This is a genomic window from Methylobacterium platani, assembly GCF_001653715.1.
Taxonomy (GTDB): Bacteria; Pseudomonadota; Alphaproteobacteria; order Rhizobiales; family Beijerinckiaceae; genus Methylobacterium; species Methylobacterium platani.
Window position 1 is genome coordinate 118,778 of record NZ_LWHQ01000043.1, and the last position, 15,389, is coordinate 134,166.

Annotated in this window: 12 protein-coding genes; 5 read left to right on the top strand and 7 right to left on the bottom strand. The window is 71.8% G+C overall.

All coding sequences use genetic code 11. The features are described from left to right. Positions 1–31: 31 nt before the first annotated feature. Entirely contained in the window at positions 32–1,402 is a 1,371-nt protein-coding gene (locus tag A5481_RS21685; protein ID WP_048433327.1) for an ethanolamine ammonia-lyase subunit EutB, read from the top strand. Next, complete coding sequence (eutC, locus tag A5481_RS21690) at positions 1,399–2,226, top strand: ethanolamine ammonia-lyase subunit EutC (RefSeq protein ID WP_048433328.1); 828 nt, start codon at positions 1,399–1,401, stop codon at positions 2,224–2,226. Before A5481_RS21685 ends, eutC begins: the two co-directional genes overlap by 4 nt. Before the next feature lie 203 nt (positions 2,227–2,429). On the opposite strand, the gene A5481_RS21695 is transcribed toward eutC, so the two are convergent. The 4 genes from A5481_RS21695 to A5481_RS21710 all read right to left on the bottom strand — a co-directional run bounded on the left by A5481_RS21695 (position 2,430) and on the right by A5481_RS21710 (position 7,990). Further along, the gene (locus A5481_RS21695) at positions 2,430–3,536 is read right to left on the bottom strand and encodes a microcin C ABC transporter permease YejB (protein ID WP_048433329.1); all 1,107 of its coding nucleotides are present in this window, start codon (positions 3,534–3,536) and stop codon (positions 2,430–2,432) included. A gap of 4 nt (positions 3,537–3,540) precedes the next feature. After that, entirely contained in the window at positions 3,541–5,382 is a 1,842-nt protein-coding gene (locus tag A5481_RS21700) for an extracellular solute-binding protein (protein WP_048433330.1), read from the bottom strand. After that, complete coding sequence (locus tag A5481_RS21705) at positions 5,382–7,289, bottom strand: extracellular solute-binding protein (RefSeq protein WP_048433331.1); 1,908 nt, start codon at positions 7,287–7,289, stop codon at positions 5,382–5,384. Before A5481_RS21705 ends, A5481_RS21700 begins: the two co-directional genes overlap by 1 nt. A gap of 161 nt (positions 7,290–7,450) precedes the next feature. Further along, entirely contained in the window at positions 7,451–7,990 is a 540-nt protein-coding gene (locus tag A5481_RS21710) for a c-type cytochrome (RefSeq protein ID WP_048433332.1), read from the bottom strand. Positions 7,991–8,252: 262 nt separating this feature from the next. On the opposite strand from A5481_RS21710, the gene A5481_RS21715 reads away from it, so the two are divergent. Together A5481_RS21715 and A5481_RS21720 are read left to right on the top strand one after the other, a co-directional pair. Continuing rightward, complete coding sequence (locus A5481_RS21715; protein WP_048433333.1) at positions 8,253–8,996, top strand: 3-deoxy-manno-octulosonate cytidylyltransferase; 744 nt, start codon at positions 8,253–8,255, stop codon at positions 8,994–8,996. 19 nt (positions 8,997–9,015) lie between these two features. Next, complete coding sequence (locus A5481_RS21720) at positions 9,016–9,870, top strand: prephenate dehydratase (RefSeq protein ID WP_048433334.1); 855 nt, start codon at positions 9,016–9,018, stop codon at positions 9,868–9,870. Positions 9,871–9,961: 91 nt separating this feature from the next. Here A5481_RS21720 and A5481_RS21725 read toward each other — a convergent pair whose 3' ends face one another. The 3 genes from A5481_RS21725 to A5481_RS21735 are packed head-to-tail and all read right to left on the bottom strand — an operon-like array spanning position 9,962 to position 13,965. After that, a complete protein-coding gene (locus A5481_RS21725; protein ID WP_082173050.1) occupies positions 9,962–11,671 on the bottom strand; it encodes an AMP-binding protein in 1,710 nt (569 codons plus the stop codon). Positions 11,672–11,725: 54 nt separating this feature from the next. After that, positions 11,726–12,457: a hypothetical protein gene (locus tag A5481_RS21730; RefSeq protein WP_048433335.1), complete on the bottom strand. Its 732-nt coding sequence runs from the start codon at positions 12,455–12,457 to the stop codon at positions 11,726–11,728. Beyond that, entirely contained in the window at positions 12,454–13,965 is a 1,512-nt protein-coding gene (locus tag A5481_RS21735) for a leucyl aminopeptidase (protein WP_048433336.1), read from the bottom strand. The genes A5481_RS21730 and A5481_RS21735 overlap by 4 nt, the downstream gene beginning before the upstream one ends. A 247-nt stretch (positions 13,966–14,212) precedes the next feature. On the opposite strand from A5481_RS21735, the gene lptF reads away from it, so the two are divergent. Next, positions 14,213–15,385: an LPS export ABC transporter permease LptF gene (gene lptF / locus A5481_RS21740; protein ID WP_048433337.1), complete on the top strand. Its 1,173-nt coding sequence runs from the start codon at positions 14,213–14,215 to the stop codon at positions 15,383–15,385. Positions 15,386–15,389 lie beyond the last annotated feature (4 nt).

Genomic DNA, 15,389 nt, shown 5'->3' on the forward strand with positions numbered 1-15,389 from the left:
TCCTCGCAAGGCCCACAGGTGCGATCCGCTCATGAGCTATCGGCACGTCGTCGGACCCCGGACATTCGCCTTCGCCGATCTCGCCGAGCTGATGGCGAAGGCGAGCCCGCCCCGCTCGGGCGACCGGCTCGCCGGGCTGGCGGCGGGCAGCGCCGAGGAATGCGTCGCGGCGCGCTGGTGCCTCGCCGAGGTCCCCCTTGCCGAGATCCTGGCCCGGCCGCTGATCCCCTACGAGGCCGACGACGTCACCCGGCTGATCCTCGACGGCCACGACGGCGCCGCCTTCGCGTCCATCGCCCATCTGACGGTCGGCGATTTCCGCGAGTTCCTGCTCACCGCCCCGTCCGGGACCCTGGCGGCGATCGCCCCCGGCGTGACGCCGGAGATCGCCGCCGCGGTGTCGAAGATCATGCGCAACCAGGACCTGATCCTGGTCGCCCGCAAGGCCCGGGTGATCACGCGCCTGCGCAACACGATCGGGCTGCCCGGCACGCTGGCGGTGCGCCTCCAGCCCAACCATCCGAGCGACGACCCCGCCGGGATCACGGCGGCGATCCTCGACGGCCTGGCCTATGGCTGCGGCGATGCCTGCATCGGCATCAACCCGGCCTCGGATTCGGTGCAGGGGCTGACCGGCCTGCTGCACCTCCTGGCCGAGATGATCGACCGCTACGCGATCCCGACGCAAGGCTGCGTGCTCACCCACGTCACCACGACGCTGGAGGCGTTGAACCGCGGCGTGCCGGTCGACCTCGTGTTCCAGTCGATCGCCGGAACGCAAGGCGCCAATGCCTCGTTCGGCGTCACCCTGCCGCTCCTGCGGGAGGCGCACGAGGCGGCGCTCGCCCTGAAGCGCGGGACGCTCGGCGACAACGTGATGTATTTCGAGACCGGCCAGGGCTCGGCGCTCTCGGCCGACGCCCATCACGGCATCGACCAGCAGACGCTGGAGGCCCGGGCCTACGCGGTGGCGCGCGCCTTCCGGCCGCTCCTCGTCAACACGGTGGTGGGCTTCATCGGGCCGGAATACCTCTACGACGGCAAGGAGATCATCCGGGCCGGGCTCGAGGATCATTTCTGCGGCAAGCTGATGGGCGTGCCGCTCGGCGTCGACGTCTGCTACACCAACCACGCCGAGGCCGACCAGGACGACATGGACACGCTGCTGACGCTGCTCGGCGCCGCCGGCGTGACCTACGTCATGGGCGTGCCGGGGGCCGACGACGTGATGCTGAACTACCAGTCGACCTCGTTCCACGACCAGCTCTACCTGCGCGAGGTGATGGGGCTGGGGCGGGCGCCGGAATTCGCCGAGTGGCTCGCCCGGATCGGGCTGACCGATGCCGCGGGCGCCCTCCTGCCCGGCGACGGGGCGCCGCTCCTCGCGGGACGCGCCGCATGAGCCGGGACGACGATCCCGCCGCGGCCGATCCCGCCGCGACGTGGCGCCGCCTCGCCGCACTGACCCCGGCTCGCATCGCCCTCGGCCGCGCCGGATCCGGCCTGCCGACCCACGAGGTCCTGCGCTTCGGCCTCGCCCATGCCCAGGCCCGCGACGCGGTGCATCTCCCGCTCGACGTGGAGGCGGTGCGCGACCGCATCGCGGCGCTCGGCTTCGCGACCCTGGTCGCGGCCTCCGCGGCGCCCGACCGGGCGACCTACCTGCGCCGGCCCGATCTCGGGCGCCGGCTCGACGAGGCCTCGGCCGCGGCGCTGGCGGCCGCCGCCGACGCGCCGGTCGACCTCGCGCTCGTGGTGGCCGACGGGCTCTCGGCCCGGGCGGTCCACGAGGGCGCGGTGCCTGTGCTCGCGGCGCTGAAGGGCGCGCTTGCCGGCTCCGGCTGGCGCCTCGCGCCGGTGGTGGTGGCGACGCAAGGCCGGGTGGCCCTCGGCGACGCGGCCGGGTCGCTGCTCAGGGCCCGCGCCGTCGCGGTGCTGATCGGCGAGCGGCCCGGCCTGTCCTCGCCCGACAGCCTCGGGATCTACCTCACCTTCGCCCCGCGCCCCGGCCGGACGGATGCCGAGCGCAACTGCCTGTCGAACGTGCGGGCGGCGGGTCTCAAGCCCGAGCTCGCGGCGTTCAAGCTGCACTGGCTGATCGACCAAGCGCTGACCCGGCAGGTGACCGGCGTCGCGCTCAAGGACGAGAGCGACCGGCTGCTGGCGGGGCCCGGGGTGAGACCGATCGAGGTCGAGCGCCCGAACCCTCCTCCCTCCGCGGGCTAGAGCCGCGCCCGATCACGTTGCAATCGGACGCGGCTCTAGGTCTTTGATTTTGCCGCATTGCCTTCGCGCCGGCGCGAGGAAAGCGCGACCTTGCGGGCGTGACCGGCGCTGATACGCCGGACGCCTTCGCATCGACGTGTCGATGCGAAGGCGCGAGAGCATGAGCCCGCAGAGGGGAAGGGTTCCGGGCGGCGCGCCTCGACTCAGGCCGCCCGCGCCTCGAAGTCGATCCGCGGGTCGATCCAGCTGTAGGTCAGGTCGGAGATCAGGTTCACCACCAGGCCGAGCAGCGAGAAGATGTAGAGGTTCGCGAACACCACCGGGTAGTCGCGGTTGACGATCGACTCGAACGACAGCAGGCCGAGCCCGTCCAGGCTGAAGATCGTCTCGATCAGCAGCGACCCGGCGAAGAACGCCGAGATGAAGGCGCCGGGAAAGCCCGCCACCACGATCAGCATCGCGTTGCGGAAGACGTGGCCGTAGAGGACCTGGCGCTCGGACAGGCCCTTCATCCGGGCGGTCAGCACGTATTGCTTGCGGATCTCGTCGAGGAACGAGTTCTTGGTGAGCAGGGTCGAGGTCGCGAAGGCGCCGATCGCCATGGCGATGATCGGCAGGGTGATGTGCCAGAGATAGTCCGTCACCTTGTGCCAGAGCGGGAACTGCGACCAGCCCTCGCTGGTGAGGCCGCGCAGCGGGAAGATCTGCCAGAACGAGCCGCCGGCGAAGAGCACGATCAGCAGGATCGCGAACAGGAAGCCGGGGATCGCGTAGCCGACGATGACGATTCCCGACGTCCAGACGTCGAACGGCGAGCCGTCGCGCACCGCCTTGCGGATGCCGAGCGGGATCGAGATCGCGTAGGAGATCAGCGTCATCCAGAGCCCTAAGCTGATCGAGACCGGCAGCTTCTCGCGGATCAGCTGCAGCACCGACACGTCGCGAAAGTAGCTTTTGCCGAAATCGAACCGGGCATAGTCCCACAGCATCTTCAGGAAGCGCTCGGGCGCCGGCTTGTCGAAGCCGAATTGCTGCTCCAGGCGCTTGATGAAGGCCGGGTCGAGGCCTTGCGCGCCGCGGTAGCGGGAATTCGAGTCCCCTCCCCCGGCCTGGGACGTGCCGCCGCGCCCGGCGAGGTCGCCGCCGCCGCCGGTGACCCGGGACATCGTGGTGTTCTGGCCCTGGAGCTGGGCGAGCACCCGCTCGACCGGCCCGCCGGGGGCGAACTGCACGATCACGAAGGAGATCAGCATGATCCCGAGGATCGTCGGGATCATCAGCAGGAGACGGCGGATGAGGTAGGCGGCCATGGTGTCAGGTCCGTCCGATCTTTCGCGCCTTCTCGGCGTCGTGCCACCACAGGGTCGGGACGCCGAGGCCGTATCTCGGCAACTCGCGCGGGCGCCCGTAGAGGTCCCACAAAGCCAGGCGGTGGGTGGCGCCGTACCACATCGGCACCCAGTAGCGCCCGGCCCGCAGCACCCGGTCGAGGGCGCGGCAGGCGGTGGTGAGGTCCGCCCGCGAGCCGGCATCGGCGATGCGGTCGAGCATCGCGTCGGCGGCCGGGCTCTCGATGCCGGCGAGGTTCTGCGAGCCCGGCACCGTGGCGGCACGGCTGCCATATACCTCGCGCAGGGCGGCGCCCGGGGTGACCGAGCCGCCGAAGCGGGTCGAGACCACGTCGAAGTCGAAATCCTTGAGCCGCGCCTGGTACTGCGCCGCATCGACGAGGCGCGAGCTCGCCCGGATGCCGAGCAGGGACAGGTTCTTGATGTAGGATTGCAGCAGCGGCTGGAAGACCGGCGAGGAATCCAGGAACTCGAAGGCGAGCGGCTGGCCGTCCGGCAGCTTCATCACGCCGCCGTCGCGGGTGCAGCCGGCCTGGCGCAGCAGCGTGTCGGCCCGGCGCAGCAGCGCCCGGTCCTGGCCCGACCCGTCCGAGCGCGGCGGCGCGACCGGCTCGCCGAAGACCTCGTCGGGCACCCGGCCCCGGAACGGCTCCAGCAGCGCCAGTTCCGCCGGCGAGGGCATCCCCTCCGCCTTCAGGTCGGAATTCTCAAAGAACGAGGCGGTGCGCTTGTAGGCGCCGTACATCAGGTTCTGGTTCGACCACTCGAAGTCGAAGGCGAGCCCGATCGCCTCGCGGATGCGGGGATCGCGGAAGACCGCCCGGCGGGTGTTGAGGAACCAGCCTTGCGTGCCCGAGGGCGTGTGATCCGGCACGGTCTCGCGCTTGACGCGGCCCTCCTGGGCGGCCGGGAAGTCGTAGCCGGTGGCCCAGACCCGCGAGGTGAATTCCTCCCGCCAGGTGAAGGTGCCGGCCTTGAACGCCTCGAACGCCACGTCGCGGTCGCGGAAGTACTCGTAGCGGATCTCCGAGAAGTTGTTCTGGCCGACCGTCACCGGCAGGTCGGCGCCCCAGTAATCGGCGACGCGCTCGAAGGCGATGAAGCGCCCGACCTCGAAGCGGGCGACCCGGTAGGGCCCGGAGGCGAGCGGCGGCTCCAGCGTCGAGGCCTCGAAGTCGCGTCCGCGCCAATAGGCCTCGGAGAAGATCGGCAATTCGGCGACGATGAGCGGCAGGTCGCGGCTGCCACCGGGCGCGAAGCGCACCGTCACCGCGTCGTCGCCCTCCGGCGTCGCCCCGGCGACGTCGCGCAGGACCGCGGCGACCCGCGGATGGCCCTTCTCCTTGAGGGTCGCGATCGAGAAGGCGACGTCGCGGGCGGTGAGCCGCGCGCCGTCGTGGAAGCGGGCCTGCGGCCGCAGCGAGAACCGGTAGGACAGGCCGTCGTCGCCGATCGTGACGCCGCGGGCGACGAGGCCGTAGAGCGCGTCCGGCTCGTCGAGGGCCCGGACCATCAGGCTGTCGAAGGTCAGGTCCATGCCGGCGGCGCCGTCGCCCTTCAGCACGTAGATGTTGAGGGTGTTGAAGGTCTCGAAGGCCTGGTTGCCGGTGGTCGTCGAGAGCTGCGCCGCGAAGGTGCCGCCCTTCGGCGCCAGCGGGTCGACGTAGTCGAAGCGCGGGAAGCCGGCCGGGTATTTCAGGTCGCCGAAGCTCGACAGGCCGTGGCGCTCGGGGGCGTCCGCCAGGGCCGGGAGGCGGGAGGCGACGAGCGCCGCTCCGCTCCCGGCCAGGAAGCTGCGCCGGCGCATCACCGCGCCGCCCCGGTCTTGGCGGCGAGGCCCTGGTCGTACCACCACGTCGTCGGGAAGCCCGAGGCGCCGTATTTCGGCAGCACCGCCGGATGGGCGAAGCGGTTCCAGCGCAGGGTCCGCGACACGGGCGAGGACCATTGCGGCACGACGTAGTTGTGGGCGAGCAGCACCCGGTCGAGCGCCCGGGTCGCCGCCACCAGCTCGTCGCGGTCGCCGGCGTAGATCACCTTGTCGATGAGCGCGTCGACTCCCGGATCCTTGATGCCGGCGAGGTTCCGCGAGCCCGGCCGGTCGGCGGCGGCCGAGCCCCAGAAATCGCGCTGCTCGTTGCCGGGCGAGAGCGATTCGGGCCAGGAGCTGAGCGCGAGCGCGTCGAAGTCGAAGCTGCGCACCAGGTTCTGGTACTGGGCCGAATCGACCACCCGCAGGGAGACCTTGAGGCCGATGCGCTCCAGGGTGGCGCGGTAGGGCAGCACGACCCGCTCGGCCGAGTTGTCGTAGCCGAGAAATTCGAGGGTGAAGGGCTGGCCGCTCGCCTTCTCGACCATCTGGTTGCCGCGGATCTCGTAGCCCGCCTCCTGGAACAGCTTCACCGCCTCGCGGAGGTTGGCGCGCACCGCTTCCGCGCTGCCGTTGACCGGGTTCCTGTAGGGCGTGGTGAAGACGGAGGCAGGCACCTTGTCCTTGACGCTCTCGAGGATCGCCCGCTCGCGGCCCTCGGGCAGGCCGGACGAGGCCAGCTCGGTGCCGAAGAAGTACGAATCGACACGGCGGTAGAGCCCGTAGAACAGGGTGCGGTTCATCTCCTCGAAGTCGAAGGCGAGGTTGAAGGCGCGGCGCACCCGCTCGTCGGCGAACTTCCTGCGCCGCAGGTTGAGGGTGAAGGCCTGCATCATGCCCATGCCGGCCTGCGGGAATTCCTCCTTGACGATCCGTCCCTCGCGCACGGCCGGGAAGCCGTCATAGGCGGTGGCCCAGTTGCGGGCGATGTTCTCGGTGCGCCAGTCGAACTGGTCGGCCTTGAACGCCTCGATCATCACCGTCGCATCGCGAAAATACTCGGCGCGCTGGGTGTCGAAGTTGTTCAGGCCGCGGTTCACGGCGAGGTCGCGGCCCCAGTAATCCGGCACCCGCTCGTAGACCGCGGTGCGGCCGGCCTCGAACCGGGCGAGCCGGTAGGGGCCGGAGCCGAGCGGGATCTCGAGCGTCGTCTCGGTCGGGTTGCGGGTCTTTCCGCTCGCGTCCTTGCCCTGCCACCAGTGCCTGGGCAGCACCGGCAGCTGGCCGACGATCTGGGGCAGCTCGCGGTTGCCCTTCTCCGAGAAGGTGAAGGTGACCTCGTGCGGCCCGGTCGCCTCGGCCTTCGTCACGTTGTGGTAGTAGGCCGAGTATTGCGGGCTGTTCTCCTTCAGCACGTCGAAGGAGAACACCACGTCGTCCGGCGTCACCGGCCGGCCGTCGTGCCAGCGCGCCTCCGGCCGCAGGCGGTAGACGACGCTGCCGAGGTCGTCGGCCGGGCGCGCGCCGTCGGCGAGCAGGCCGTAATAGGTCGAGGCCTCGTCCTGGGCCTGGGCCAGCAGGGTGTCGTAGATCAGCGGGATCTGGCTCTCGAGGTCGCCCTTCACCCCGGCGACGATCAGGTTGAAGTTGTCGAACGACCCCTGCGAGCCGAACCGCACCAGCCCGCCCTTCGGGGCGTTCGGGTCGGCGTAGTCGAAATGCGTGAAGCCCACCGGGTATTTCGGCTCGCCGAGGAGCGACAGGCCGTGGCGCCAGCCGTCGCCCGAGGCCGCGGCGCTCCCGGCCGGCGGCGCGCCTTGCGCGCGGAGCCGGGACGGGACGGCGGCGAGGCCCGCCAGCGAGGCGGCGAGGGCGGCGCGGCGAGTGAGGGGGCGTGCGATCACGCGGGGCGATCCTCCGGTGGAAACGGTCTCTCCCACCGTTCTAGGTCGCCGGGGGGGCTCGCGCCAACCCGGGCGCGTCGGCGCAGGGGTATGGGGCGGACGCGAAAAAGGCCGGGCTCTCGCCCGGCCTCGCTGCATCCCGCGGACGGTCCCGGAGCCGATCAGGGCTTGGGGAAGTCGACCGGCTTCTCGGACAGGGTCTTGAGGTAGGCCAGGATGTCGGCCCGCTCGGTACCCGACGGCACGCCCGCGAACGCCATGATCGTGCCCGGCACGAAGGCCTTCGGGCCGTGGAGGAAGTGGTCGAGGTCCTCGTAGGTCCAGTTGCCGCCCTTGGCCTTCATGGCGGCGGAGTAGTTGAAGCCCTCGTGGCTGCCCTTCGGGCGCTCGACGACGCCGTAGAGGTCGGGGCCGACCTTGTTCGGGCCGCCCTTCTCGAAGCTGTGGCAGGCCATGCACTTCTTGGCGGCGGCCTGGCCCTTGGCGGCGTCGGCGCTGGCGAGGCGCACGGGAAGCGGCTCCTCCTTGGCGGCGGCGGGCGCGGCGGCGCCGGCATTCTCCTCGGCGGCGGGCAGCGCGTAGCCGCGATCACCCGCCGGCTTCGGCTTGTAGATCAGCTCGGCCAGGAACCCCGTCCCCATCGCGAGGAGCAGGGCGCCGAGCACTGCGCCGGCGATCTTGTTAAGCTCGAAGGAATCCATTCTCGGCAGCTCCGATGCTCCGGTGAGCAGGGGCGATTCGAGGCACGGCCCGGCGCCGCGCCGCTCTGACAGTCCGCCGGTGCTTAGCCGTTCTGCGACACCGTTGACAATGGCTCTAAACATCGTCGGTTCGTCGCAGACGACCGGCGTGTGGACAGCGCCACGGTGCCGGCCCGGCCGCCCCGCCATGACAAGCCCGGCGGGCGCTGCTAAGACCCGCGCCTTGCCGGGCCACCGGACCGTCATCCCTCCTGAATCGCCGATGTCCGATCCCCTCGTCCTGATCCCCGCCCGCCTCGCGGCCACCCGCCTGCCCGAGAAGCCGCTGGCCGACATCGCCGGCGCGCCGATGATCGTGCATGTCTGGCGCCGGGCGATGGAGGCCGGCATCGGCCCGGTGGTGGTCTGCACCGACACGCCCGCCATCGTGCAGGCGGTGGAGGCCGCCGGCGGGCTCGCGGTGATGACCCGGCCCGATCACCCGTCGGGCTCCGACCGGCTGGCCGAGGCGCTGGAGACGATCGACCCGGAGGGGCGCCACGACGTGGTGGTGAACGTGCAGGGCGACCTGCCGACGATCGACCCGGCGGCGATCGCCGCCTCGGTCGCGCCGCTGGCCGACCGGGCGGTCGACATCGCGACGCTCTGCGCCGTCATCACCCGGCCCGAGGAGCGCACCGAGCCGAGCGTCGTCAAGCTGGTCGGCTCGGAGGTCGCGCCCGGGCGCTTACGGGCGCTCTACTTCACCCGCGCCACCGCGCCCTACGGCGACGGGCCGCTCCTCCACCATATCGGCCTCTACGCCTATCGCCGCCGGGCGCTCGACCGCTTCGTGTCGCTGCCGCCGAGCCCGCTCGAACTGCGCGAGAAGCTCGAGCAGCTGCGGGCGCTCGAGGCCGGCATGCGCATCGACGCGGTGGTGGTCGACGACGTGCCCCTCGGCGTCGACACCCCCCACGACCTCGAGCGCGCCCGCGCCGTCCTGGCCGCCCGGCGCCTGAACTGACCTCCCGAAAGCGCACGCGATGAACCGAACGATCTCCTACCAGGGCGAGCCCGGCGCCAACTCGCACATCATCATCAACGACGCCTATCCGGACTGGACGCCGCTGCCCTGCGCCACCTTCGAGGACGCGCTGACGGCGGTGCAGGACGGCTCGGCGGCCCTCGGCATGATCCCGATCGAGAACTCGATCGCCGGCCGCGTCGCCGACATCCACCACATGCTGCCGGCCTCGGGGCTGCACATCATCGGCGAGCAGTTCCTGCCGATCCGCTTCCAGCTCATGGCCCTGCCGGGCGTGCGGCTCGAGGAGATCCGCACCGTGCACAGCCACGTCCACGCGCTCGGCCAGTGCCGCAAGATCATCCGGCGCCTCGGCCTGAAGGCGGTCGTCGCGCCCGACACCGCCGGCGCCGCCCGCCAGGTCGCGGAGGCCGGCGACCGCACCCGCGCCTCGCTCTCGCCGCGGCTCGCCGCCGAGATCTACGGCCTTTCCATCCTGGCCGAGAACGTCGAGGACGAGGAGCACAACACCACCCGCTTCGTCGTGCTCTCCCGCGAGCCGGCGGTGCCGCCGGCAGGCTCCGGCCCGACGGTGACGAGCTTCATGTTCCGGGTGCGCAACATCCCGGCGGCGCTCTACAAGGCGCTCGGGGGCTTCGCCACCAACGGCGTCAACATGACCAAGCTCGAGAGCTACATGGTCGAGGGCCAGTTCACCGCGACCCAGTTCTACGCCGAGGTCGACGGCCACCCGGAGGAGCCGTCGTTGCGCCGGGCGCTCGACGAGCTCGGGTATTTCTCGAGCGCGCTGCGGATCATCGGCACCTATCCGGCGCATCCGTTCCGCGAGAGCGCGCGGCCCCCGGCCGAGTGATACCCTCACGCCTTGCGCCTCCGAACGGATCCGTTCGAAGGCGTGAGGCGGCACGCGGCGTCCGGGGCCGTCCCGGACGCCGCGGTGCCGATCACCCCTCCCCGTCCCGCAGCGCGCGCCGCAGCACCTTGCCGACATTGGTCTTCGGCAGGCTGTCGCGGAAGACGAAGCGGCGGGGCACCTTGTAGGCGGTCAATCCCTCGCGGGCATAGGCGCGCAAGGCCTCGGCGGTGAGGTCGGGGTCGCGCCGCACCACGTGGGCGACGACGCTCTCGCCGGTCTCCGCCGCGGGCTCGCCCACCACCGCGACCTCGAGCACGCCCGGATGGGCGGCGATCACGTCCTCGACCTCGTTCGGATAGACGTTGAAGCCCGAGACCAGGATCATGTCCTTCATCCGGTCGACGATGCGGACCTGGCCCTCGGGCTCGATCACCGCGATGTCGCCGGTGCGGAAGAAACCGTCCGGGGTCATCGCCCGGGCGGTCTCGTCGGGCCGGTTCCAGTAGCCGGCCATCACCTGCGGCCCGCGCACGCAGAGCTCGCCGGGCTGGCCCGCCGGCAGGGTGGTGCCGGCAGCGTCGCGGATGCAGACCTCGGTCGAGGGCACCGGGTAGCCGATGGTGCCCGACCAGTCGTGGAGCGTCGGCGGGTTGATCGAGACCACCGGCGAGGTCTCCGACAGGCCGTAGCCCTCGATCACCGGCTGGCCGGTCACGGATTTCCAGCGCCTGGCCACCGGGCCCTGCATCGCCATGCCGCCCGCGATGGCGTGCTCGAGCCGCGACCAGTCGACCTTCCCGATCTCGGGATGGTTGAGGAGCGCGTTGAACAGGGTGTTGACGCCCGACAGGTTGGTGAAGCGGCTCTTGCGCAGCAAGCCTACGAAGCCGCCGATGTCGCGCGGGTTCGGCACCAGCAGGCAGCAGGCGCCGAGCCGCATCATGAAGAAGAAGCAGCAGGTCAGCGCGAAGATGTGGTAGAGCGGCAGCGCCGTCACCATCACCCGCCCCGGGCCCTCGTCGTCGCGCATGCCGAACCAGACCCGGCTCTGCTCGACATTGGCGGCGACGTTGCGGTGGGTGAGCATCGCCCCCTTCGACACGCCGGTGGTGCCGCCGGTATATTGCAGGAAGGCGAGGTCGTCGGGGCCGACCGTCACCGGCCGGAAGCTCGCCTTGCGCCCGGCCGCCAGCGCCGCCTTGAAGCTCGTGCGGCGCGACCCCGGCAGGTCGAAGGCCGGCACCGCCTTCTTGAGGTGGCGCGCCGCCAGGGTGATCAGCGAGCCCTTGAGCCCGAGCCCGTCGCCGGCGCCCGCCACCACGACGCGCTCGAGGCCCGGCAGCTCCGGCAGGGCCTCGGCGACCGTGTGGCCGAAATTCTCCAGCACCACCAGCACCCGGGCGCCGGCATCGCGCAGCTGGTGGGTCAGCTCGCGCGGGGTGTAGAGCGGGTTGACGTTGACCACCGTGGCGCCGGCGAGCAGCGCGCCGACGAGGGCAACGGGGAAGGCCGGCACGTTCGGCATCATCAGGGCGACCCGGTCGCCCTTGGCGACGCCCTGGCCCTGGAGCCAGGCGGCCATCGCCTCGCCCTCGCGGCGAAGGTCGGCGAAGGTCAGGGAGGCGCCGAAACAGGTGATGGCCGGACGGTCGGCGAAGCGCTGCGTCGCGGTCTCGATCAGCTCGACCAGGGTGCCGAGGCGCGCGAGCTCGATCTCCGCCGGGACGCCGGCCGGATAGGCGGCGAGCCAGGGCCGCGGCGGGGTGTTCGGTTCCATCGCGCTCGACCCCTTGCCCATGAACTCCGCCCTCCCCGGCTCCGGTCGCCTCGTCGGGCCCGGCTTTCCTCCCGGTTAGCCGCTCCCCCGGGGCGTTTCAACCGATGGGCCGGAGGCGCGGCGGCGGAAGACGGCGGAGGAGAGGGCGGCGTGGGGCAGGAACGCCGCCAGCACGAGGCCGCCGGCCAGGGCCGCCTGCGCGCCCGAGAGCGGCCGGCGCGGGAATCCGGCAAGGCCGAGATCCCGCGCGGCCGCCAGCACCGCGACGGCGAAGGCGAGCGCGCCGAAGCGCAGGAGCCCCCGGCCGAGCGAGTGCCACCGGTCGCCGCGGCGCGGCAGCCCGCGGGCGACGAGGGCGGGGAGGCCGATGGCGAGGCCGAAGACCGCCGCCGTGGTGACGATCCCGAGCCCCTGCGCGACCGGGGCCGGCTGGCCGGACAGGAAGGCGACGCTGCCGACCGCGTAGCCGGTGCGCAGCACCAGCCCGCCATAGGTCGGGTGCAGCGAGAGGCCGAGCACCAGGGCGAGGCCGAGGAGCGCGCCGAGCCAGCCCCGCCATCCGGGCGCCGCCACGGGCAGCAGCAGCGCCCGCGCGGCCCCGTACGCGATGGCCGGGAAGAACAGCGGGTAGCGGTCGGCGAAGAAGCCGTAGGCGTATTGCCCGAACCCCGCCGCGTCGAGGCTGCCCTGATCGGTGCCGGCGGCGGCGACGAGCGCCACCGCTGCGAGGGCAGCCCCGAGGGGCGCCAGGACGGGAGGCGCCAGGACGGGAAGCGCCGGGGCGGCAACGGGGGTGCCGGCGCTCACGCCTCGTAATGGTCGCGCACGAGGCGGTCGAGGAGGCGCACGCCCCAGCCCGAGCCCCAGGAGCGGTTGGTCTCGGTCGCCGGCGAGCCCATCCCGACGCCGGCGATGTCGAGGTGGATCCACGGCACGTCGTTGACGTAGCGCTTGAGGAACTGCGCCGCCGTGGCCGAGCCGCCGTGGCGGCCGCCGGTGTTCTTCATGTCGGCGAACTTCGACTCGATCAGCTTGTCGAAGCCGGGGGCCAGCGGCATGCGCCAGACCTTCTCGCCGGTGGCCTCGCCCGCCGCCGCCAGGCGCCCGGCCAGCTCGTCGTTGTTCGAGAACATGCCGGCGAATTCCTGGCCGAGCGCCACCAGGATCGCGCCGGTCAGGGTCGCGAGGTCGATCATGAAGCGGGGCTTGTAGCTCTGCTGGACGTGCCAGAGCACGTCGGCGAGCACCAGGCGGCCTTCGGCGTCGGTGTTGATGATCTCGATCGTCTGGCCCGACATCGAGGTGACGATGTCGCCCGGGCGCTGGGCCTTGCCGTCGGGCATGTTCTCGACGAGGCCGATGGCGCCGAGCGCGTTGACCTTGGCCTTGCGGCTGGCGAGCGCGTGCATCAGGCCGACGACGCAGGCGGCGCCCGCCATGTCGCCCTTCATGTCCTCCATGCCGCCGCTCCCCTTGATGGAGACGCCGCCGGAATCGAAGGTCACGCCCTTGCCGATGAAGGCCACCGGCGCCTCGGAGGCGTCCTCAGCCCCGTTCCAGCGCATGATGACGACCCGGGCCTCCTTGGCCGAGCCCTGCGCGACGGCGAGCAGCGCCCGCATGCCGAGCTTCTTCATGTCCTTCTCGTCGAGGACCTCGATCTCGACGCCGAGCTTCTCGAGCGCGGAGGCGCGGCGGGCGAACTCCTCCGGGTCGAGGACGTTCGGCGGCTCGTTGACGAGCTCGCGGGCGAGGATCACGCCCTCGGCGAGCCCGTCCGACCCGCGCAGCGCCTTCTTCAGCCCGGCATTCTCGGGCACCAGCAGGGTCAGCCGCCCTCCCCCGCCGGTCTCCTCGCCCTCGGGCGACTTCTTGCTCTTGTAGCGGTCGAACTTGTAGGTGCGCAGGCGGGCACCCAGCGAGAAGGCCGCGACCTCGTCCGTGCCCGGCGCGGTGCCGGGCCATTCGAGCACCACGGTCGCCGGCCGGCTGCCGACCTTGCCGGCGGTGAAGCCGCCGAGCGTCGCCCAGTCGCGGGAGGCCGCCTCCTCGGAGCCGGTGCCGATCACCACCAGCCGCTCGGCCGACAGGCCCGCCGGGACGGCGATGACGAGGGCGCTCGACGCCTTGCCCTTGAACCGCTCGGCGCCGGCCGCGCGGGTCACGAGCTCGGCCGCGCCCGGGCCGGCGATCTCGGCCGCCCGCGGCGACAGGGCGAGGTCCTCGCCCACGAACAGCACGAGGTCGCCGCCGGGCTTGAGGACCGCGCCCGACGCGGCGAGGGTTTCGATCTCGATGCTGATGCCGTCCGCCATGGCGTTGCTTTCGTCCCGTCGTCAAGGAAGCGCGCCTCTGCGGGCGCCGCGTCGGTCCCTGTGTAGCGGGGCGGGCTGCCGGAAGGCAACGCGACCGGGTGCGCGCGCCGTGCACCTGTGACCCCATCAGCGCGCCCGCCCGCAAAAGGCCGCACTTGCCGTGCTTGAGGACGGCCGGTGCTTGTGCGGCCGGCGGGGGGCGCCTAACCAGCATCGACGCGGGAGGGGGCCCGACCGCAACCGGCCGATGAAGCAGATCGAGCGATACATCTTCCGCATCGCCTTCGGGGCGTTCCTGTCGTGCCTGATCGGCCTCACCGGCGTGATCTGGGTGACGCAGGCCCTGCGCGAGCTGGACCTGATCACCGCCAAGGGCCAGACGCTGCTGATCTTCTTCCTGATCACCGGCCTGTCGCTGCCGACCCTCATCACCGTGATCGCGCCGGTCGCGCTGTTCATCGCGGTGGTCTACGCGCTCAACAAGCTCAACGGCGATTCCGAGCTGATCGTGATGAGCGCCGCCGGCATGTCGCCGCGCCACCTGATGCGGCCGTTCCTGACCCTCGCCCTCGTGGTCAGCGCCGCGATCGGCTTCCTGACCATCCAGGTGATGCCGTCGAGCTTCCAGGAGCTGCGCGACGTGCTCACCCGGGTGCGCGGCGACTTCATCGCCAACGTCGTCAAGGAGGGGCAGTTCACCACGCTGGACAGCGGCATCACCTTCCACTTCCGCGAGCGGGCGCCGAACGGGGCCCTGCTCGGCATCTTCATGCAGGACCGGCGCGAGGCCGGGAAGACGGTGGTCTACCTCGCCGAGCGCGGCCAGGCGGTCGACCTCGACGGGCAGACCTACCTCGTGCTCGAGAAGGGCAGCATCCACCGCCAGCAGCCGGGCAGCCGCGATTCCTCGATCATCACCTTCCAGCGCTACGCCGTGGACCTGGCGGCCTTCACCCCGCCCGACGCCGACACGATCTACAAGCCGCGGGAGCGCTCGACGGTGCAGCTCATGTTCCCGGACGCCAACGAGACCTACTACAAGCTGACCAAGGGCCGGTTCCGGGCCGAGCTGCACGACCGGCTGTCCTCCTGGCTCTATCCCCTGGCGCTCGGGCTGATCGCCTTCGCGGCGCTCGGCGATCCGCGCACCACCCGGCAGGGCCGGAGCATGGCGGTCGCGGGCGCGATCCTCGCCGTGGTCGGGTTGCGCATCGCGGGCTTCGCCGCCTCGAGCGCGGCGGTCCGCAGCCAGGGGGCGGTGGTCGCGGTCTACGCCGCGCCGCTCGCCGCGATCGCGCTCTCCCTCGTCGTCGCCTACCAGGGCAACCGGGTGCGGGCCTTCAACGCCGCGCTCGCCGCGCGGCTGCGCCGGCTCTCGGCGGCGCTGCCGGTGCGGCGCCTGCGGGCGCGGGCGGGCTGAGCCG

What these genes read in the sequence shown, in the direction of transcription:
- eutC (WP_048433328.1), top strand. Translation starts at nt 1,399, where the DNA reads ATGAGCCGGGACGACGATCCCGCCGCGGCCGATCCCGCCGCGACGTGG.
- A5481_RS21710 (WP_048433332.1), bottom strand. Translation starts at nt 7,990, where the DNA reads ATGGATTCCTTCGAGCTTAACAAGATCGCCGGCGCAGTGCTCGGCGCC.
- A5481_RS21720 (WP_048433334.1), top strand. Translation starts at nt 9,016, where the DNA reads ATGAACCGAACGATCTCCTACCAGGGCGAGCCCGGCGCCAACTCGCAC.
- lptF (WP_048433337.1), top strand. Translation starts at nt 14,213, where the DNA reads ATGAAGCAGATCGAGCGATACATCTTCCGCATCGCCTTCGGGGCGTTC.
- A5481_RS21735 (WP_048433336.1), bottom strand. Translation starts at nt 13,965, where the DNA reads ATGGCGGACGGCATCAGCATCGAGATCGAAACCCTCGCCGCGTCGGGC.
- A5481_RS21700 (WP_048433330.1), bottom strand. Translation starts at nt 5,382, where the DNA reads ATGCGCCGGCGCAGCTTCCTGGCCGGGAGCGGAGCGGCGCTCGTCGCC.
- A5481_RS21685 (WP_048433327.1), top strand. Translation starts at nt 32, where the DNA reads ATGAGCTATCGGCACGTCGTCGGACCCCGGACATTCGCCTTCGCCGAT.
- A5481_RS21725 (WP_082173050.1), bottom strand. Translation starts at nt 11,671, where the DNA reads ATGGGCAAGGGGTCGAGCGCGATGGAACCGAACACCCCGCCGCGGCCC.
- A5481_RS21695 (WP_048433329.1), bottom strand. Translation starts at nt 3,536, where the DNA reads ATGGCCGCCTACCTCATCCGCCGTCTCCTGCTGATGATCCCGACGATC.
- A5481_RS21715 (WP_048433333.1), top strand. Translation starts at nt 8,253, where the DNA reads ATGTCCGATCCCCTCGTCCTGATCCCCGCCCGCCTCGCGGCCACCCGC.